Below are 19957 nucleotides of genomic sequence, written 5' to 3' on the forward strand. Positions count from 1 at the left end.
CGGATTGAATGAAGCCTGAAAACAAGCTCTGTCCTTTCAGAGAACGTCAGGCAAACTCCCCCGTACAGGCTTGTCGGATACCGTCCCAAAACAAGCTCTGTCCCTGATGAGTTCAGCGCCGTGGCCCAAACAATCGTGTCTCCCGGGTTGACCTGATTGGACTGAATCAGCGATTCCAGTTCATCTTCTGAACGAACTGTATGCTCGCTGCCAAATGCTAGCAAGATTGCTAGTGAGACGGAGTACAGAACGCAGACGATGACAAGATTTTGTCGCATGGCGTTTACCGATGTATCGCTGGACGATAACTCGCAACGCTACGATGTTACGCGATCCGTAGTCGGACACGGACTTTCGTCAATTTGTCTGATTGAAGCTTTGCCGATTACGGTTTGAGCGGCCTCCGCCAGATTGGGCCTGTCGTGTTCTCCAAATCACGGATCGTGAACGTCGTACCAGGATCATCGCAACCCGCAAAATGCGCCTTTCGCGGTTCTCCGTCGATGTCCATCTCGACCTCACACGGCTGATCGCTTTGCAAGGTTTTCGAACTCGTGGGGCGGAGTATTCCATCCTCTGCTCGCGTCAGCTTGATCTCGACTCGCTGCATCTCGACCAAATCCGCGCCACGAGTCGCGTCCGCTTGACATTTGTTACCGATCCAATTGAATCTGTCTGGCTTATTTTGAACGCGGAACAATTCCCATTTTCCAGGTAGAAAAACGTTGTGGATAATAAGACACTCCGAAGGCACAACGGTCACGCGTTTGCTGGGACTGACGCCAATTTCCATCGATACTTTGCAGTCGATAAGCGTATTGTGTGCGATTAGTGCATTGGTGACCGGAGCATAGCCATTCAATGGCCCGTCCGGTATTCCATTCATCAAGCAAATCGCTGCACGTTCGGCATCACCGCGTAAACCTTCAAAGTAGTTGTTGGTAACACGATGATCGCTACCGATGATCCGTACGCCCCCGGTTCCCTTTGCTTGATGACCTAAAAAGATATTGCCATCGACTAGGCACCGATGGCCGTGACGTAACGTCAACGCTCCTTGACACCGTTCAAATAGGTTGTGTCGATAGGTATTTTCGCAGGATTTGTTTGAGACAATTTCCGCCTCGCCGTTGCAGCGTTCGAAATAATTCTCTTCGACAATCGTCTTGCTGACGAACTCCGATACATCGCTTGTTCCGATCCGAATCGTCTCGCCGCCGTTTTTACCTAGTTCAGGTCTTGGACCAAAATGGTTATGATCGATCCGGTGCGATCCTGGCGTTTCGGCCACCCACACGACCAGCGTCGTGCCAGCGTTGGACTTACCGGCAAAATAACAGTGGTCGACCCGGTTGCGGGTCCCATACACATTCAACCACCGCGACTCTTTGCTGCTGCCGGATTCAGTCTGTGCGAAGGAACAATCGGTGACTCGACAGTCATGCGCATGGATCGAACTTTTCGTGCGAAAGTCAAAAACGTCACTGGTACCGACGGGATTGACAAACGAGAGTCCTGACACTGTGACGTGGGATCCTGACACGCGGAATTCAATCGCTCCGGTCAACACCACTTCACCTGGTGACTCGGCCCTGATCTGGATCGGCTGATCGCTTGTGCCAGCGAGCGATTCAAATTTTAGTTTTGGATCCGTCCATGTACCGTTAGCAAGCACAATGACATCCCCTGGTGTGACCTGTTTAAGGACGGGTTTCAGATCAGAATCTGGAGTGATGCGGAACTCGCCCGCGAAAACATTGCCCACCGAATAACCGAGCACGACGCAGATCAGTATTCGAGTTAACATCGTGCGAGTTCCGATGGCCGTGTTCCGAGCCGCGAAAGATTGCCAACACACTGCTTTCGCAGAGCCAATGGCGAGATTTGTTAGCATGAGTGATTGTTCCATGAAGGGAAGGATGAAAGGTCATTCAAAAATTCGAACGCGCACTCTAGCTGAGCCAATTGCGTAATACTTGAAGATCACGTCGCAGCGCTTCGATATTAGCCTGCGTGCCCTCTTTGTCGAGATACTCGACGTGCAACGAAATCGGCCCGTTAAATCCATCGGCTTTGACCATTTCGAAAAATTTGGGGTCAACACGTCCCGTTCCCAACGGAACATGTTTGGCCTTGCGACCGTCCCATTGGAAATCTTTGACAAACAAAGCACCGATGTGCGGCTTCACAACATCGTAAAGCACGGGCCAAGATAGACCGGCTTCGACGGTGGCGTGGCGGATATCAAAAGCGAGTCCGACTTGGTCTTTGGGAATGTCCTGCAGCAAACCGAACATGTCCCACAGCGTTGCGCCGACATACTTCGCATCGGAATGGTTTTGATAGAACGCCGTCATCCCTAAATCGCGGTTGAAAGCGGCGAGCTCCTGCACCTGCGGACGGATCTCATCCAACTGAGGAAGAATTCGCTTGTTGAGATCATATTGGTAAAACCCCATTCGGTACGAATTGATTCCCAACGACTTGGCAGTCCGCAATACCTTTTCACTTAGTGGCTCCGACGGATTCAACACGTCCGAGGCCATCGTGGTGACTTCCAAATTGCGTTTCTTCAGCGCCTCTACCAGCTTTGGCAGATCGTCTTCGACACGTTCGGGCAGCACGTGGCCCTTGTTGCGGACCGTTGCCTCGATCCCGACAAAGCCAAGTTCTGCCACCACATCGGCAAGCTCGTCGTAAGACAGATCCTGAAGATATTTCTCAAACACACAAATGCGATAGTCCTTCATCAAGGCATCCGCCGCATTAGCCAGCGGTCCAGCTGAAACGGCGGCGAATCCCGCTAACAACGATCGAGAAATGAATTGTCGACGCCCAAGTTCCGAATGTTCTCTTTGCACAATGATGTTCCTTTTAGATTCAAATCGCCCCCGCAGCATCGTTTTGAATTACGGAGGCCCAAAAATAGGGTGACGGAATGAATAACGTTTGCTCAAACCACTGCTAAACCAAGCTGTATGGCTTTCGATAGTCTTTGTTGAGCCATTGTTCCCCGTCGGCGTCACCCTCGATGGTTTCCGTTTGTGGATTCCAAGTAATTTTCTTCCCAGACCGCACGGCGATGTTTCCTAGATGGCAAACCGTGGCGCTACGATGCCCGATGCTTATGTCTGCCGCCGGAGTCTGGCGTGTTTTGACACAGTCAATGAAGTTTTGAACGTGTGCAATGTTGGCGTACCTCTTTTCTTCGTTTGGCAGCGTCACCACATTGCCATCGCGAACCAGAAGTTCGGGAACGTCGACCGATCTTAATAGGTCGGCAGAACTCGCTTCCAAGCCGCCTCGCCATACAAACAGGCTTCCCTTATCGCCAATAAATTCGGTTCCCTGTTTATTGCTTGGGGTGCCAGGCGTTTGACGACAATTCATCGTCACTCCGTTGGCATACTGGTACTTCATGACGGTTTGATCCGGCGTCTCATACCAACCATTGGGATGATAAACGGCGGTTCCCTCCACACTGATCGGACCACTGTCATCCATTCCCAGTCCCCACTGAGCGATATCAAGATGGTGAGCACCGAAATTCGTCTGCTGACCGCCACTGTAGTCCCAGTAGAATCGGAACAGATAGTGAACGCGATTCTTGTTGTAGGGACGCATCGGAGCAGGGCCTAGCCAGCGGTCAAAATCGAAGTCGCTTGGCGGAACGCTATTGGGCACGGGCGATTTCGCATGATCGATCCAGTTGGGCCCAGGCAGAGTGACGTTGACTTCTTTCACCGTGCCAATCGCTCCCGATTGCACCAACTTCGTCGCCAATTCGAACTCCAGCCCACTTCGCTGCATCGAACCGGTCTGCACAACCCGCCGGTGTTTACGAGCCGCATCGATCATCGGACGGCCTTCGCCGATCACCAAAGTCAGCGGCTTCTCGCAGTAAACGTCTTTTCCAGCTTGGCAGGCCTGGATCGTCATCAGCGCATGCCATTGGTCAGGCACCGTAACGACGACGGCGTCTAAATCTTTAGCATCGAGCAGACGACGGTAATCGTCGGTCATCATCACCGACCTCCCCGTTTGCTTATCTAGATAAGCTGCTGCTTCACCGCGATAATTAGCATCGAGATCACAGATCGCTTCGATGTTGTTCATGAAATAATTCATGTTGTTTCGCGGACCGCCTTGATTGCCAACACCGATCATGCCGACGCGAACACGCTCACTCGGTGCCTCCGCCCCGAACGTTGCGTTGTAACTATTCGCGGAAATCCCCATGAACAGACCCGCGACGGCGGACTTCTTCAAAAACGAACGGCGTGGCAACTTCGACATCAATAAACACTCCGAAAAGGCGGTGCAATAAAACAGAGAAAAATCTTCCAATCGGGCGTCTCGTTCTCAATCGAAAACGAGAAACGTAACCAAGAACTTATCCAACAGCCCGTAGCCTAAGTCGTGAACGGTTTGTCACTTTCGTGACTGGTGCAACGTCAGCGGCCGGGTTTCACTATGGGCCATCCAGCATGCCTCCGGATGGCCAATCGAGGTTCATGCCTAAGCCTAAAGCACTAGAACTCGGTCGAAATCGTTTCTTTGTTGGCGCGAGTACCGAGTGCGCCCCAAAGCCCAAACGGACTGGCTCGACCTGCCCCCAGATACGGACCAGTCCATATGCTGTTGACCCGCTGGACCATTGCACTACTCTGGTCGCCAGCGTCGATCGAGTCGGTAATGAACTTAACGGCACCGTCACCCATCAGCACGTGGCATCCACCTTGGTGACGGCTACCCGCAGGGACGACCCCTGGGCTCGTGTGGGATCCCGCAGAAAGAGTACCACCGGATGTCGCCGACCCCATGCATACTTCTTGGTTGGGTGGACGAATCGTATTGAACTGGGTGTACAGTGGTCGCGAGTAGGCCCACTTATATCCTCGTTTATTTTCAGCTGTGCCGGTAAGCGGTGCCGTGGACGCCCAGAACTGAGGTCGCGTGGGATCGGTAAAGGTCGAGCAACTCAGCGCACCACCGGCGACGGCAAGATCGCCCGTGATGAAGGCCGCATGCGTTCGTTTGTCCTGGTCCCCTAGATCAGTCACAATCTCGCCCATGCAGATCGTGTTGGCTAGTCCGTCCAAAATATCTCGAAATCCCATTGCCGACCGGTGGACAAAGAATCCACGCTGACATGTGCGAACGTCCTCCGAAGTACCACTGCTAGGTATGCCAGTGACGGAATTCGGAATACCAGAGTTGCCCATGAACACTGAATCTCCAGCGCACACGGCATAGTTCGTTCGACCTTGAGCGGGCAAGCCAACGCCGGGATCGCTGGGGCAGCGTAACGAGGCGATGTCGGTTTCAAACGGGGCGTAACTGCCACCCACCGCATTGGTAATGTTACTAATGCTGCGGTTTGGATCGGGCCCCATTGGGTTGAATACCCGCCCGATCGCAGCCCCCGAAGTAACCTGGTACGGATTGACGACTTGCTCCCAAATCGCCTGCTGTTCGAAGAATGGTGTGAGTGCAACCAAGGAAGACAGATTCAGTGCGTTGCGTCCTGCGGGTGCAGTGGAGGTTCCGCTTTCCCATGCAGTGCCGCTGCCACTGTCCAACGTGCCGCCGCCATGGATCGGCAGTCGGTTGTAGGCGGCGTGATAGTTGTGGATTGCCAGTCCAATTTGCTTGAAATTGTTGCTGCAACTCATCCGCCGAGCAGCTTCTCGAGCCGCCTGGACCGCCGGCAACAACAACCCAACAAGAACGCCGATAATTGCGATGACTACCAGCAGCTCGACAAGCGTAAAGGCCTGTCGTTTTGCACGAAAACACATAGAACGAATCCTTACAAAAAGTGAGATAAAAACTGCAGGATGCAACAGTCGCCCCTGAAAATGCGTTGCTTTTAGCCGTTCAATCATTAATCGGGCGGATCCTGGACGTGGATCGCCGCCTCAGGATGTTTTGCAATGTAGGCCTCGTAGTCATTCGCGGCAGGCGTTTTGTTATTCCCTCCGCCATCTCCACAACCGACGACGACAAGAAGAAAACAAGCGAGAAACGCGTGGCCCAGTCGTTTAAACATTGAAGGGAAATTCCTTAGACTCAGCGAAGAAGGAAGGAACCAATTGCAGCGTGTTCCGTGAAAATTGCAGCCAAGCATCCAAACCGTCCGTAACCGACGTCGCTGGCGGATTTGCAAAACGCATCCAACCCATGGAAGGATTCTCGTTGTCCGCATCAACTTGCCGAGCAGCTCGCTACGGTGCTGGTGTGCTCACTAATGTAGTGATAGTGGCACCCGCCCTTCTATTGGCCGATTGGCCAGTATGAAGAAATTTTTTCGGAGGCTACCCTGCGCTGTCGCAACGCGGAGGAATCACGCCGCGATCAAGGACGTCCAAGTTCCACGATTTCCAGGCTGTCTGAGAACCAAAGAGGAACGATCATTCGCAACTTGGGTCGTCACTGAGATTCGTAAAGCGCCGCTCGATTGCAGGGCTGCTCGAATGCATGACGCCCAACTGGTTCATCGCGAGACCAACCATCAAAGCGATCGTCACGGACGTAGCAGACCGAGTTCAAATCCGCGGGCGACGGCGGCCGCCCGGTCGTGTGCCTCGAGCTTCACCAGGATGGCCGCCACATGAGCCTTTGCTGTCCGCGGCGTGATCTGCAGCGTCATCCCAATGTCTGGATTACTCATTCCCTTGCGTAGCAAATGGAGCACCTCTGTCTCTCGAGGTGTCAAGGTAGGCGTGATGGAGCAACACTCTAACTTACGCAACACATGATTTGCAAAAGACTTTTCACCTCGTCCGACGGCCTGGATCGCTACGACCAATTCGCCCGGCAAGGCAGACTTAAGCATGTAGCCGCTAGCCCCCAATTGGATTACCTGACGCATGTCTGATTCAATCTCGGACGAACTCAGTATCAACACCTTAGCGTTTGGGACTTGTTGTTTGATTCGCTTCAAACAGTTGATTCCACCCATGCCAGGCATTGTGATGTCCAGCAGCGTCACATCAGGTGCATGCTGATGATGTAATTCTAGTCCGGTTTCACCATCACCCGCCTCTGCCACCACTTCAAACTCGGGGCGTACATTCAGCATGTTTGCCAATCCCGCTCGCATCACGGAATGATCGTCGATCAGAAGCAGTCGTAGTGGAGTGATTGGTGCAGACGTGGACATAGTGATCTGTTTCGTGCGAGTAAGCCACCGTGTGAATGATCATGGTTCTTTGTCGATTGCGGGATCAAACTCTTTCAAAGGAATCGATACGCGAAGCGTTGTCCCGGCACCTGGCTGACTTTCGATGGCGAATGTGCCACCTAGTCGTCGCACCCGTTGCTCCATGCTCACAACGCCAAAGTGTCCATCGCTGCGACCAAGATGGTCGCTGGTATCAAAACCGACCCCATCATCGATAACGGAAACGGCAACATGATCCGCCCCTGGTGTCCATGATAGCTTAACGTCGACGTTCGTCGCGCTGGCATGTTTGATTGTGTTGTGGATCGCCTCTTGAATGATCAGTAACAAGTTTCCTGCAATAAAATCGGCAAGCACGGGGAAGGGTTCGTCGCACTGGACGTTCACCTGCATGTCTTGTTCGACCCTCTGTTTTCTCGCGAGTTGATTGACTGAATCAACAAACGTGCCGTCCTCAAGCGGCATACAGTGTAGCGCCCAGACAACGTTTCGCAAATCGTTCTGTCCCCTCTGTATCATGTGTCTCGCGGTTCGCAGATATTGATGATCATCTGACGAATTGGCAGTGGCCAGCTGACCGCAAGCATCGATCTGATAGGCAATCCCGGCCAGAGTCTGCAGGACAGTATCGTGCAGATTCGCCGCCAAACGAGTGCGTTCGCGAATCGATGCCTGAAATTCGAGTGAGGCGTCATGACGATCACGCATCTCGCGGGCTAGTCGACTCGTTTGGCGATCCAACGATCTCCGCAGCGTGAACGCCCACAAAAACGCGGACAACGCAGCGATCGTAATCACGGTCAGCGCCGCCAATGTTCGTTGACGCGTCCACCATGACGGTTCTTCTAAAATCGAAATATCGCGTGCGTCCCTCAGCAACAAATCCAATCCGGTCGGCATGGCCAAATTTGCCGATGTGTCAGGTGAAGCGAACGTCATATTGGCGATCCCCGTCATTAGAACCTTCGTTCCGGGACGCAACGGTTTGACCTTACCCGGCAGAAATGCGGTCGTTGTCGATTGACCACAATCAACAACCAATTGATTCTGCCCATTTCCGACCCGAGGTTGAAAGCTAAGAACTTCGCCCTCCAAGTGAACAAGCCGTCCCTCGTAGTTCACGATTTCTTTTGCTTCGCCGGAGACAAATCGAGAGCGTTCGTCAAAGATTTCAGGCAAATCCGCTAATACCGACTCGGTCGCTTCTCCATCGCCGAGCTTTCGTACCGACGCACCGCGAAACCCCGCGAAATAGTGACTGTTGTCGATAAAGCCGGACACTTCCACTCGCTCACCAATCTCGATCGAATCCAGATCACTAACGCTGACCCGAACGCCCACTCCGTCATCCTGAATATACAACAGAGAATCGCCGTCACAATACGTTACTGTCCCCTGGGAACACAGACGATGCAATGGACGTCCCTCGGGCTTAAAGCCATCCAGTTGCGCCAGTGATACCTTGGTAACCGAAAACGGATCGTTGGGGGCTGGTTTCAGGATTTCAACGTGACCACGGTGATCAACGATCATGCGAGGACAAACAAATTCGAATCGCCAGTTCCGAGAGGCGCCAGCAAGACCGGTGATTTGAAGTTCCGCATCAAGCATCCTGTCTGGCCCGTATTGTTCCTCCAGCGGCAATCGCACCAAGAAGTGACCAACGCCGGTCTCGACTCGCAGCAGCCAATAGTTTTTCGTCTCCTTGGTAACGTTTTGGACGACCCCGCGGACGGTGACACGGCGAATATTTTCTGCTCCACCGAGGAATCGCTTCATGTCGGGTACCGTCGCCGCTGGTAAGTGTCCCTCGCCCAATTTCGTGATCCGCATCGGTAGCAACACGGGCGAGAAACCGCCCGCGTCGAGCAGCCCAACGAGTTCAATTTTTGTACCGTAAGAAAGTGACGAAAGAAAACTGGCGTCTTGAAAAAGCTGTTCATCCAAAGCCAGACTGGACCGCACCCAGATTCCACCGGTGGCATCTTCCAAACAAAATGACTTCGCTGCACCAGGGTGAGTTGGCCAAGTAATGATTCCGTCACCCACCGACGAGATTGTCGCCTGGACTCGAACCACCTTGCGTTTTGCCGCCTCGTGCCGAGGTGTATGCAGCAAATCGACGATCTTACTGATCGGTAGGGTTGCTGGCTCGGTGCTATAGACCGGGCCAACCAACGATAGTAGACACCACAGGCATAAACCCCCGAGGCTGCAGCGGCGTATCATCGACACGCCGCTGAAGCTCCAGGAATTGCTGCGGTGGAATGCTTCAAAATTCATGACAAGTCAAAAGAGTGACGTCAAGCAAAGTGACGAGGGATGCGGATCCTTCGGTATCGCTTTGTGGCAGAGGTTCAAGCCGATCACGACACACACGCATCACAACGCTCGGACGCAAACCCGCCGATTACATCCTAGCCTGTACCGCGGAAGCCTGCATCAATATGCACACCAAACGGATTCTCTCACACTGCGTTGATCGTCATACCCTCCTTGACCAACACCATTGGACAGGGACTAACTGGACAGCGACACTTTGTGGCTTGCTGATTTCGTTGGAGCCTCTTCCTGCCGATTCAGAAACCGAATTCGAATTTCGTGATTGTGTGGCGGGCGGTCGCATTTCGCGGTCTTACATCGCTGCGGTTCGTGAAGGAGTCATCGAAGCGCTGTCATGTGGATTGCTTGGCAATTATCCCGTGGTCGGCGTTCGCGTCGTAATACTTGACGGCATGGAGCATGAGAAGGTCACATGACTTGGAAGGGATCTGTCAAATCGAAGCTCAAGTTCCGCTTGTCGAGATGCTTGACGATGCCAACGAATTCGTTCACTGACGCAAGGCAAGGGTACGTTTGCGATAACGCCTGATGGTTATGAAGCGTTGCCCAAACGCATCGCGGATCAAGTCCTGAAATCGGATGCTGCATGAAGCATGAACATCGGATAACGCACAACACCGCAGCCCCTTACAAGGCTGCGGTGTCTTTTTCGGGCACTTATATTTAGGCACTTGCAATTGGGCACGATGTGGTCCGAATCAATTTAGGCAAACTTCGATCCCTCGGCACGGTTCCATGCTCGCATCGACTCAACAAGTATCGCAAACCTAACCATCGGAATGGCCCCGCCTGAGCAATTCGTTTACTTCTCCGCTATGTCGCTTTCTTGCGAGAGACCTTTTTCTGCGACTTGGAATTTTGCCACAGTCGAGTCTCGGCACCGTCGATATTCTCGAGTCCCCACTCGACGATGGACTGGACGAGTGGACGAAGCCGCTCGCCCTCGGCGGTGATCAAGTATTCGAATCGATTGGCATGGTCGCTATACAGCCGCCGCTGGACAAACCCGAGACCTTCCAGTCGTTTGAGCCGATTCGCCAGAATGTTTGTCGAAATCTTTTCTGGACGATCGAGAAACTGCTCGTAGCGAGTCATCCCGAGAAGCAGGTCTCGCACGACAACCAAAGTCCACTTGTCACCAACTAAATCCAGCGTGCGTGATACCGGACAATAAGATCGCCAAGACTGCTGAAGCTGCAACTTTTTTTTCATCGTTCCTATTCTAAAGCGGTCGATTGCAAGTCACAAGTTGCGGAAAAGCTCTCGCCCGTCCTTGGTGATCGACTTGACTTGCCCCCCCTGTCGTCCGCAGACTCGGCACCAATCGTCGATCGCCGCTGCTCGAGTGCTGCTAAGTGAAAACAGATCCATAGTGGGACCGCGAAGCCGGGAATCAGCGACAACGGCAGCTCCCCGAGGATGGTGGTGGCGGGGGTCGATGCAGCCATCCCAAACGTTCCCCGTGCAATCAGCCCACTGCCAACCGCACCGACAAAGTCGAGAAGTCCCAGCAAGTGAAAGCCGACAAATGCGTGGGATCGAATAAAGCGGCGGTCACTTGCAATCGCAGCCGCGGTTGCCGGAGCAAGCACGGCGACCGCGACATCACCCCATCCCGCTGGCCAAGCAAACAGCGATGGCAAATGCCCGAACCACCAGAGAAACAAAAATGCAGCCCCAAGGATTCGCAGCCCTTGTACGGACGTCAGAAACACAGGGCTGAGGTGATGAACGTAATCACGCACCGAACGAGACCCGTTGATCAGTGCGTAAAAAATGATCGGGGGCCCTAGAATCGCCGCCAGCATCAAAAGTGGCGGCTCGCTGGGTCGGGCATGAAATCCGCCTTGGCTGGCCACAAACACGCTGCATGAAAGCCACGCTGATAGAATCAGCAATGCGAACACATGACGAGAAAGCTTCATCGGTCCATTCCTTAATGAGGTTTGGGTGGAAAGAGTAAGGATTTGCTTGAAAGTGACCATGGTTGTCAGCGGAGCGGCACGAGACACTTTGTGTTGCAGCAGGGTCGATCTTCGATTGCGTCCCAAACGCTCGTGCCACTGGGCAACAATCACAGCGGACACTTGGCCGTAACGATAGGGACCGCGTTTGAATCACAACCCCGCCTTCAATGCGTCGTTCGTACGTTGCTCCGCTGGCGATGATTTGGTCACCACTTACCGCGTAAACTCGATTGCTAAAAAAACGCTTCGGTCGCTTGCATTCCGCAAGCCACTTGCTAAAACTATAACTTGTATTCTGCAAGCGACAAGTGCGGCGTGTTCTTTTGTTGGTCTGCGTTGCTGTGGACGGACGCTCGCATTCGTCCTGCAACGACTTTCCTTGAAGGGTTTGTGATGAATGATTTTCTGAAGACCATTGATCAGTACGCAAACGGGCCTGACCGATTGGAATTGGCGGTTTCCGGCACCACACACAAACATCAGCATGCCAAGCCTGGCCCCGGCGATTGGTCGATTCACGAGGTTGTGATCCACCTGGCCGACAGTGATGCCGTCTCGATCGAACGGATGAAACGCATTGTTGCAATGGAGGAACCAAGTCTTTTAAACTTTGACGAAACCGCATTCATTCGCGATCTCAAACCTGAACTTCAATCGATCGAAGACGCGATGTTGCTGTTCCGCATCAATCGACGTCAATGGAGTCGCGTCCTGCGTCAGTTACCGACTCTGGCATTTGACCGCGTGGGGCACCATTCAGTTGCCGGACCAGTCTCGCTTCGGCAGATGGTTTCTCTCTACATCGAACATCTCGAAGGGCACCTTTGTTTCATTCGCCATAAACGCGAGCGGCTGAATTGTCCATTGAGTCCGGAACCATCACCGACAATGAGATTGCAAAAATGATTGCTCCCATTTTGATGCTTACTTTGCTGGTCGCCCCGTATATCATCTGTCGCTTACTTCACCGCATTCACCAACTGCAACACAGTGCAGCGATTGGCGTTGGGATGATGCTGATGTTGACCGGGTCGTCTCACTTTGTTCGCACGCAACAGATGACGCAAATGTTGCCCGAGTTCATGCCGTTGCGATATGAAGCAGTCCTGATAACGGGCATTTTGGAATGGGTGCTGGCCTTGCTGGTCGTATTTCCAGCGACACGACCTACAGCGGCAGTTGCCGTGCTAGTCATGCTGATGGCCTTCCTTCCGGTAAACATCTATAGCGCATGGGTCGAGGCACCAGTTGGCGGGCATCAGTGGGGAATATCCTATTTGATCCTACGCATACCGCTGCAATTGTTCATCGCCGGCTGGGTCTGGTACTGGTTGTTATCGCGCCGCACGACACCGTCATCGACGTTTATCAGGTGAACCTTGTGACAGCTCCACCGTCACGAAAATCGCTCGAGTCGCATTGGCACTGCGAATCAAGACGCTGCAAAAACTTCTTTTGCATGCCGCACGCGACTTTCTCATACGATCGCAGCAGTGCGTCTTTCTACGAGCTCGATGCGAGAGCGTCTCGCCCCGCTATTCACGGCCGCAGCCCTACCGAACGCTTGCGACGACGCGTCGCTTCTGCCATCGTCGTGATGGCGACGTTGATTCGTTGCATCCGTCCGACCTCGCCGAGCCCTGACGCACTGTGAGATAAAATGCGACTGCCGAGAGCTGAGTGAGCCCTGATTGGAATCTAAATCGAGAAACGCTTTTTCGGAGCTTAGCGTTTGCCGTTCTTAACCAGCGACATTAGGTAAAGCATTTCGCTACAGATCTGAGCGGACCGTTCGTCGTACGTTTGACTCTCGAATTGGGTGTCGTCTGCGACTTTGGGGTCTTCATAGCGAATCGGCAAGCGAAGATCACAGCCTAATACAAGCGGACATGCTTCGTCGGCTTGGGAACATGTCATTACCGCGCAATAGTCCCTGCTCGGGTTGGGCGGCGAACTGTACACCTTCGAAAAACAAACCAGCGGAGCGGAGGAATCCCAACGATAGACGCGGTAGCGTGGGTTTGTCCCGCCGCCGTCCTCGGCCACAATCTTCATCCCGCATCGCTGTAGCGCAGCGACCGTGCGTGGGTTCAAAGCGGTCGCCTCGGTGCCGCCTGAGTAGGTTTCGATGCGATCCAAGCCATAATACTCAATCGCTAGCTGTGCCCAAATTTGCGTGAAATGACTGCGACGCGAATTGTGGGTGCAGATGAACGTCAGTTTCGCCGTCTCTGACTTAGCATGACGATCGCAAATGTACTCGGCGACTTTCGCCAGATCATCCTTTCGCTCATCCGGAATCGCATCAAATCGACTCACTCCATCATCGAGGTATTGTTTGAGCAGCGGGTAAAAATCGGCGGACGCTTTTTCCGGTTGGTTCGATGTCATACCTATTTCCTTGATAAGCTCTTGATCTCACGCGAGCAGGCATGATCCTAGCTGCTTGACGCCCATCGCGGTAGCCCCTATCCTTGCATATTGACGCAAGCATGCACTTAATAAAATTGCCATGAATTTAAAGCAAGCCTCGCTGTGTACCGGGCCTATCGACGATTTGCTCGACGCGGATTTATTCAAAGCGCTCGGGGAACCGACACGATTGAAGTTGCTGTCTTGTCTAGCAAAAGGGGGAAGACCGTGTTCGGTCACCGAGCTGACTGAATGCTGTGAAGTCGATTTTTCGGTCGTCTCGCGTCATTTAAGTGTGCTCGAAAAGGCGGGCGTTTTAACTGCCACAAAGCAAGGTCGCACGGTCTTTTATGCGGTGCGATACAAACACCTAAACGAAGTCTTTCGCGAGTTGGCCAAAGCGATCGAAGATTGTCGTCCCAAACGCCGCTCAAAGAAGCCATAGCATCGACGTGCCCGACACCGGGCCTCACCTCGCGACGCACACGCCGCCCCGGCTAGATCCGAGAAAATTGAAACGGAAAGAACATCGAAATGGACAAATCAGCAAACACGGGAATTAGCTTTTTCGAAAAGAATCTCACGATCTGGGTCGCGTTGTGCATGGTGATCGGCGTGTTGATCGGGAAATTCGTGCCGGCAATCCCTGGGGTGCTGGCAAAATTTGAATACGCCAACGTCTCGATCCCGATCGCCATCCTGATTTGGTTGATGATCTACCCGATGATGATGAAGGTCAATTTCGCCAGCGTCAAAAACGTGGGCAAGAACCCCAAAGGCTTGTTCGTCACCTGGATTGTGAATTGGTTGATCAAACCGTTCACGATGTTCGGCATCGCAGCGTTCTTTTTCTATTACGTCTTCCGCCCTTGGATATCACCCGAGTTAGCTAAGGACTACTTAGCAGGCGCGGTATTGCTGGGGGCAGCTCCTTGCACCGCGATGGTGTTTGTATGGAGCCATCTGACGCGAGGCAACGCGGCGTACACGGTCGTCCAAGTGGCGACCAATGACTTGATTATTTTGGTTGCCTTCACGCCGATCGTGGCGTTGCTGTTGGGCATTGGTGGCATCACGATTCCATGGATGACACTGATTGTCTCGGTGATGCTCTTTGTGGTGGTGCCCTTGGTAGGCGGAGTCTTGACGCGACACCTTGTCATCCGCTCGAAAGGGGAAACGTATTTTCAGCATGCCTTTCTGCCTAAGTTCAACAACATCACGATTGCCGGATTGCTGCTCACCTTGGTCTTGATCTTTTCCTTCCAAGGCGAAGTGATCATTAACAATCCATTGCACATTGTCCTGATCGCGATTCCATTGATCTTGCAAACGGTGCTGATTTTTTTTCTGGCCTATGGTGCGTGTTACCGACTGCATTGCCATCATGACATCGCCGCCCCGGCCGGGATGATCGGCGCTTCGAACTTTTTCGAGCTTTCGGTGGCCGTGGCGATCACATTATTCGGAGCTTCGTCGCCAGTGGTCTTAGCAACAATTGTGGGAGTGTTAGTCGAAGTTCCGGTGATGCTGGCCCTGGTCGCCTATGCCAACCGAACACGAGAATCCTTCTCTCGTTTTGAGGCAAATCACGGGGACTCGTAGTCCTCGTCCACTACGGGAACACTACGGGAAATCGCACCGGTATAGTGGAGCGGCGCAAGCAGCCCGGCCAATTTCGAACTTTTTGTCACCGCAACCGGACGAGCTCCGCGCCGTAATCGCTATCTAAAAAACTAGGATGGCGACGTGCTTAGGTCGCAATGCGTTAGTCGGCTTAGCCCCTGAATCCCGGTCGGTGGCTGTAACTGCCATGGGATGATGGCCACGCGACTGGCTTGCTGTTGACTTACTTCGCGAAGGTACTGCTGTTCGTGCTTCTGACGCTGCTTCATCAGCGGATCGGTTAGCGGCAGCGAGCTCAACACCTGATTGACCACCCACGCATACGGCTCGATCTCGGCACGCCGCAGATCTCGCTGCAGTGCAGCCGCTTCGTGGACCGGAGTGGCTTCTGCCAAGGTGACAATGAGCACGCGTGTGAAGTCCGGATCGCGGAGTCGCGGCAGCAGGTTCTCGACCGCTTCGGGCATCTCACTGGATTGCCGGGTGACTTCGCGGTGGTAAGCCAACGCGGAAACGAGCAACAACACCGTATGGCCGGTCGGAGCCGTGTCGAGTACCACAAATTTGTTTGTCCCCGCAGCAACGGCATCCGCAAACGCGCGGAACACCGCAATTTCCTCGGTACATGGAGACCGCAAATCCTCTTGCAGTAACGCCTTGCCCTGCTCGTCCAAATTCGCGCCAGCGCTGCTCAAGACTTCCTCCGAGTAGCGGGCGGTTTCAGCAGCGGGATCAATCCGCGTGATCGACAAGTTGGGTAAGCGTTCGTCGTTCATCGCCGCTTCGAGATGGGCAGCGGGGTCCGTGGTGGAAAGATGAACGTCATAGCCACGCTGGGCGATCGCGACCGCAACGGCGGCCGCGACGGTCGTTTTGCCAACGCCCCCTTTGCCCATCGCCAAGATGACACCGTGACCAGGTGCTACCAAATCATCAATCAAGCCCGACAGGGGTGCTAGTTCATCGTCCCCAGAGACGCTTTCGTCGGCGACATCGGTCGCCACAGCGCTATCGAGCGTGCCAAGTCGGCGAAGCGAATCGATCCCCAAAATTACACCGGGGCACAGAGGAACGGTGGTCTGCGGAAACGCGTTGAGCCCCGCCGGAATCTCGTCAATTGCCGCGGCGCCTCGCTGTTGCAGGGCGACGGCATAAGGATCCGTCGTGTCGACGGCTTGGAACACACCATTGATGACAAGATGTTGATTCCCAACGCCGAGTTCTGCCAGTTCTTCGCTAGTGCGTGCCGCTTCTCGCAGCGCACTGCTTTCCGTTCGAGCCACCAACACCAACGTGGTCGTGGCCGCGTCACAAAGTGCTCGCACCGATTGTTGATAAAGCTTTTGCTGCTCCTGTAGACCAGCAAGTGGTCCGAGACAACTGGTACCCGTCGTATTTTGTGACATGAAACCATCCCAAGCCGATGGCAGGGTTAGCAGTCGCAGCGTGTGCCCGGTCGGAGCGGTATCGAAGATCACATGGTCAAACTCGGCCGTAACCGCCGGGTCGCCTAACAACCGTGAAAACTCGTCGAATGCCGCAATCTCGAGCGTGCAAGATCCCGAGAATTGTTCCTCCATGCTCTTAATCGCCGCATCAGGCAGCAGCCCTCGATACGGCCCCACCATCCGCTCGCGATACTCAGCTGCCGATTTCTCTGGATCCAAGTTCATCGCCGAGAGCGTAGGAATCGCAGAAATCGGCGTCGGGTGGTTTTCCAGCGAAACATCAAACACCTCATCCAGATTGGATGCCGGATCGGTCGAAACCAGCAAGACTTTTTTTCCTGAGTCGGCCAGCTTCACTGCGGTCGCACAAGCCACCGATGTTTTGCCAACGCCGCCTTTGCCGGTGAAGAACAAGTTGCGGGATGGATGATCTAAGAATTTCATGGTTCAAGTTCCTCGTGTTGGTTGTATTTCGCGGGCGAAAGGCCAACGCCATCGACATTTTGGGGAGCGATTGCGGCGAGGGGCCCGCCCGGTTGCGGCGAATAACACGTTCGAATCAGACCGGGCGGGCCCAGCGTTACTCCGCTAACAAAATCCCCCGTGAACTCCCAAAGCAAATGGCATTGGCTGAAAAGTTCGGCTTGGTGTGTGGTCGCTAGCAGCAGCCGCTCGATCCGCAGCAGCCACCACCGGATTGAGCCACCGGCAATGTGGGCTTGGCGGCTGCCCCGGCAAACCAACCGGCAAAGTCTTCTCGCGACGGATACACCGCTTTGCTGACGATTTGGCCATCGATGACCACCACGGGCAAACAGTCCGTTCCGGCGGTACTAAGCAGATGATGAATCGACTTGTTCTCGATAAACGCCTGTGGCTGCTGTCCCAAGTTGTAACGCTCGACATGATGGCCTTGTTCTTTGAGCCAATCGAGATCCGCTGCAAACTTTGGCAGCACGGGGTCCACATCTGGCCCACACACGCCGGTCGAGCAGCACATTGGTTTGTCGTAGATTTGTACGGTCTTCATCTTGTTCTCCTGTGAAAACGAATGGGATTTGGATTGGGAATTGGATTCGTTCATTGGTGTTGATGTTGACTTGAGCGCATGCACGCGAACGCTTGCGGCATACGCATTGGCGTCAAAGGATTGCATGACCGAGGCTAGTCCGTCATGCAGCGATTGCGGCTCAGCAGCGGCTGCCGCTTCGTCAGCCTCTGAGTTGCACGAGCCACTGCCACAGCAACCGCCATCACTTGCCATCGCATAAGCATTCAAATCGGCTGCCGTGTCGGTCACCACGACCGACTCGAATCCAGCTTGTTCAAGCAGGCGGCGATACTCGTCGACAAGAATCGCGCCGGAGATGCAACCGACATAGGCTTCGACGCTTTGTTTGACATCCGCGGGCAGTTCTTGTTTCAGCGCAATGTCGCTTAATGCCACGCGGCCACCCGGCTTGAGAACCCGCAGGATTTCGCGAAACACAGCCGACTTGTCCGGCACGAGATTGATCACACAATTGCTGATCACGCAGTCGACCGAGTTGTCCGCTAGCGGCAACTGATCAATCGTCGCCTGATGAAACTCGACATTGGTCAGTCCGAGTTTCTGCTGGCCCGCGCGAGCCCGCTGGAGCATCTCGGTGGTCATGTCGATTCCAATCACGCGGCCGGTTGCCCCGACTTTACGAGCGGCCAAGAACACGTCCATCCCGCCGCCGCATCCGAGGTCCACGACGACTTCGCCGTCGCGAATCCCAGCCAACGCCAAAGGATTACCGCACGACAGCCCCATGTTGGCTTCGGCGGGCAATTGATTCAGTTCGTCCTCGGTGTAACCAAACGCCGACGCGATCGACCGGACTGCCGTTGTTTCGTTGGTCAGCTCGCCTCGAGCAACGCTGGCATATTGGTCTCGCACGTCATCCACAATCATTCGTTCATTAGTTCGCGGCTGCATTTTCTGCTCCTTTCAATCAATCGCCTATCGCCGAATAACGATAGGCTTTGTTAAAATTTTTTGCTCTGTTCGATGCGGTTCCCTTGCCGGTTTCTCAAGCCAAGCAGGGTGACCGCGAATCTCTATAGGTCTGCGATAAACTTCTTTAGCCGTGCCATCGCATCGGGGTTGATGCAGTAGCAAACGCGAGGGCCGTCAATTTCGCCCTGCACCAAGCCGGTTTCTTTCAAAATCTTCAGGTGCTGGGACACCGTCGACTGTGCCAGCGGCATCTCTTCGACGATTTCGCCGCACATGCATGACGTCCGGTTCCGTAGCAGCCGAACGATACGCACGCGCGCCGGATGCGCCAGTGCCCACGCCAGCTTGGCCAAATCCTCAGCCCCAGCGACATCGGGCAACGCCAGCTTTTCGTCGCTGCTGCAGCACTTTTCCGCTTCTGCCTTGGATCGCCCCATCGTTTTTCGCCTTAGAGGTTTTGCCTAAAGAAACCCAACTAAATTGCTTATCGTCGATTAACGATATATCAAATTAGGTTATCTGTCAAGAAAGCCGTTTGTCTTTTTACGGGGCTGTTCGGAAGGAGCGAACGACTGGAATACGGCCGGTGCCCTCGAAGTTCGTCTCAATCGAGTGGTTTTCGGCGGCGCTGCGCAAGCGGTCCGGTCAAAATCGAACGTTCCACTCGCTGCAAGCGAGCGGGCCCCGTGCCGTGTGCTACCCAAAAGTAGATGGCATTCGCCGTAAGGCACCGGGCTGTGCGGGGGCCGCTGGCGCGCGAGCGGCTTAATATTTCCAAAAGCCGTTGACGGGCTGTTGAATTAGTCGCAGGACGGACTTCCTAGTCCGTCCAATACATCATTGACGGACTAGGAAGTCCATCATACACCCGTTGCCGCAGGAAACGTCAATAGATCAACGAGCCGTTGACGACGTCCGCTACACGTTCCGCAGCGTCGCTCGTCAATGCATGGACGAGCGTGGATCGTTGCCGTGCAAATCCCAATTACCA

The 19957-nt window shown here is 54.0% G+C and carries 18 protein-coding genes; 5 read left to right on the forward strand and 13 right to left on the reverse strand.

What is annotated here, in order from left to right; translation table 11 throughout:
* Positions 1-385: 385 nt before the first annotated feature.
* The 7 genes from ABEA92_RS20715 to ABEA92_RS20745 form a co-directional block, all read right to left on the reverse strand.
* Positions 386-1807, reverse strand: a complete 1422-nt coding sequence (locus ABEA92_RS20715) for a polysaccharide lyase 6 family protein (protein WP_345685766.1) — start codon at positions 1805-1807, stop codon at positions 386-388.
* A 145-nt stretch (positions 1808-1952) separates the two neighbouring features.
* On the reverse strand, positions 1953-2861 hold the full coding sequence (locus tag ABEA92_RS20720) for a sugar phosphate isomerase/epimerase family protein (RefSeq protein WP_345685767.1): 909 nt from the start codon (positions 2859-2861) through the stop codon (positions 1953-1955).
* Positions 2862-2964: 103 nt separating this feature from the next.
* On the reverse strand, positions 2965-4296 hold the full coding sequence (locus ABEA92_RS20725; RefSeq protein ID WP_345685768.1) for a Gfo/Idh/MocA family protein: 1332 nt from the start codon (positions 4294-4296) through the stop codon (positions 2965-2967).
* A 236-nt stretch (positions 4297-4532) separates the two neighbouring features.
* Positions 4533-5801, reverse strand: a complete 1269-nt coding sequence (locus tag ABEA92_RS20730; RefSeq protein ID WP_345685769.1) for a DUF1559 family PulG-like putative transporter — start codon at positions 5799-5801, stop codon at positions 4533-4535.
* Between the two features lie 86 nt (positions 5802-5887).
* A complete protein-coding gene (locus ABEA92_RS20735; RefSeq protein ID WP_345685770.1) occupies positions 5888-6052 on the reverse strand; it encodes a hypothetical protein in 165 nt (54 codons plus the stop codon).
* Positions 6053-6526: 474 nt separating this feature from the next.
* The gene (locus tag ABEA92_RS20740; RefSeq protein ID WP_345685772.1) at positions 6527-7165 is read right to left on the reverse strand and encodes a response regulator; all 639 of its coding nucleotides are present in this window, start codon (positions 7163-7165) and stop codon (positions 6527-6529) included.
* A gap of 39 nt (positions 7166-7204) precedes the next feature.
* On the reverse strand, positions 7205-9469 hold the full coding sequence (locus ABEA92_RS20745) for a sensor histidine kinase (RefSeq protein WP_345685774.1): 2265 nt from the start codon (positions 9467-9469) through the stop codon (positions 7205-7207).
* A 275-nt stretch (positions 9470-9744) separates the two neighbouring features.
* Here ABEA92_RS20745 and ABEA92_RS20750 point away from each other — a divergent pair, with 275 nt between their 5' ends.
* On the forward strand, positions 9745-9945 hold the full coding sequence (locus ABEA92_RS20750) for a hypothetical protein (protein WP_345685776.1): 201 nt from the start codon (positions 9745-9747) through the stop codon (positions 9943-9945).
* A 397-nt stretch (positions 9946-10342) separates the two neighbouring features.
* On the opposite strand, the gene ABEA92_RS20755 is transcribed toward ABEA92_RS20750, so the two are convergent.
* A complete protein-coding gene (locus tag ABEA92_RS20755) occupies positions 10343-10741 on the reverse strand; it encodes a winged helix-turn-helix transcriptional regulator (protein ID WP_345685778.1) in 399 nt (132 codons plus the stop codon).
* Positions 10742-10746: 5 nt separating this feature from the next.
* Positions 10747-11454 carry a hypothetical protein gene (locus ABEA92_RS20760; RefSeq protein WP_345685780.1) on the reverse strand — a complete coding sequence of 236 codons (708 nt, stop codon included), beginning with the start codon at positions 11452-11454 and terminating at the stop codon, positions 10747-10749.
* 435 nt (positions 11455-11889) lie between these two features.
* Here ABEA92_RS20760 and ABEA92_RS20765 point away from each other — a divergent pair, with 435 nt between their 5' ends.
* Both ABEA92_RS20765 and ABEA92_RS20770 read left to right on the forward strand, forming a co-directional pair.
* The gene (locus tag ABEA92_RS20765; protein ID WP_345685782.1) at positions 11890-12402 is read left to right on the forward strand and encodes a DinB family protein; all 513 of its coding nucleotides are present in this window, start codon (positions 11890-11892) and stop codon (positions 12400-12402) included.
* Positions 12354-12872: a DoxX family protein gene (locus ABEA92_RS20770; RefSeq protein WP_345685784.1), complete on the forward strand. Its 519-nt coding sequence runs from the start codon at positions 12354-12356 to the stop codon at positions 12870-12872. The genes ABEA92_RS20765 and ABEA92_RS20770 overlap by 49 nt, the downstream gene beginning before the upstream one ends.
* A 349-nt stretch (positions 12873-13221) precedes the next feature.
* Here the strand turns inward: ABEA92_RS20770 and ABEA92_RS20775 are convergent, their stop codons facing one another.
* Positions 13222-13887 carry a low molecular weight phosphatase family protein gene (locus ABEA92_RS20775; RefSeq protein ID WP_345685786.1) on the reverse strand — a complete coding sequence of 222 codons (666 nt, stop codon included), beginning with the start codon at positions 13885-13887 and terminating at the stop codon, positions 13222-13224.
* Between the two features lie 121 nt (positions 13888-14008).
* Here ABEA92_RS20775 and ABEA92_RS20780 point away from each other — a divergent pair, with 121 nt between their 5' ends.
* Positions 14009-14353 carry an ArsR/SmtB family transcription factor gene (locus tag ABEA92_RS20780; protein WP_345685788.1) on the forward strand — a complete coding sequence of 115 codons (345 nt, stop codon included), beginning with the start codon at positions 14009-14011 and terminating at the stop codon, positions 14351-14353.
* An 89-nt stretch (positions 14354-14442) separates the two neighbouring features.
* Positions 14443-15513: an ACR3 family arsenite efflux transporter gene (arsB, locus tag ABEA92_RS20785; protein ID WP_345685790.1), complete on the forward strand. Its 1071-nt coding sequence runs from the start codon at positions 14443-14445 to the stop codon at positions 15511-15513.
* A gap of 131 nt (positions 15514-15644) precedes the next feature.
* On the opposite strand, the gene arsA is transcribed toward arsB, so the two are convergent.
* The 3 genes from arsA to ABEA92_RS20800 form a co-directional block, all read right to left on the reverse strand.
* Positions 15645-17426 carry an arsenical pump-driving ATPase gene (gene arsA / locus ABEA92_RS20790; protein WP_345685792.1) on the reverse strand — a complete coding sequence of 594 codons (1782 nt, stop codon included), beginning with the start codon at positions 17424-17426 and terminating at the stop codon, positions 15645-15647.
* 214 nt (positions 17427-17640) lie between these two features.
* Complete coding sequence (gene arsD / locus ABEA92_RS20795) at positions 17641-18945, reverse strand: arsenite efflux transporter metallochaperone ArsD (RefSeq protein WP_345685794.1); 1305 nt, start codon at positions 18943-18945, stop codon at positions 17641-17643.
* A gap of 122 nt (positions 18946-19067) precedes the next feature.
* Positions 19068-19403 carry an ArsR/SmtB family transcription factor gene (locus ABEA92_RS20800; RefSeq protein ID WP_345685796.1) on the reverse strand — a complete coding sequence of 112 codons (336 nt, stop codon included), beginning with the start codon at positions 19401-19403 and terminating at the stop codon, positions 19068-19070.
* Positions 19404-19957: the final 554 nt, after the last annotated feature.

It is taken from the genome of Novipirellula caenicola (assembly GCF_039545035.1).
Classification (GTDB): Bacteria; Planctomycetota; Planctomycetia; order Pirellulales; family Pirellulaceae; genus Novipirellula; species Novipirellula caenicola.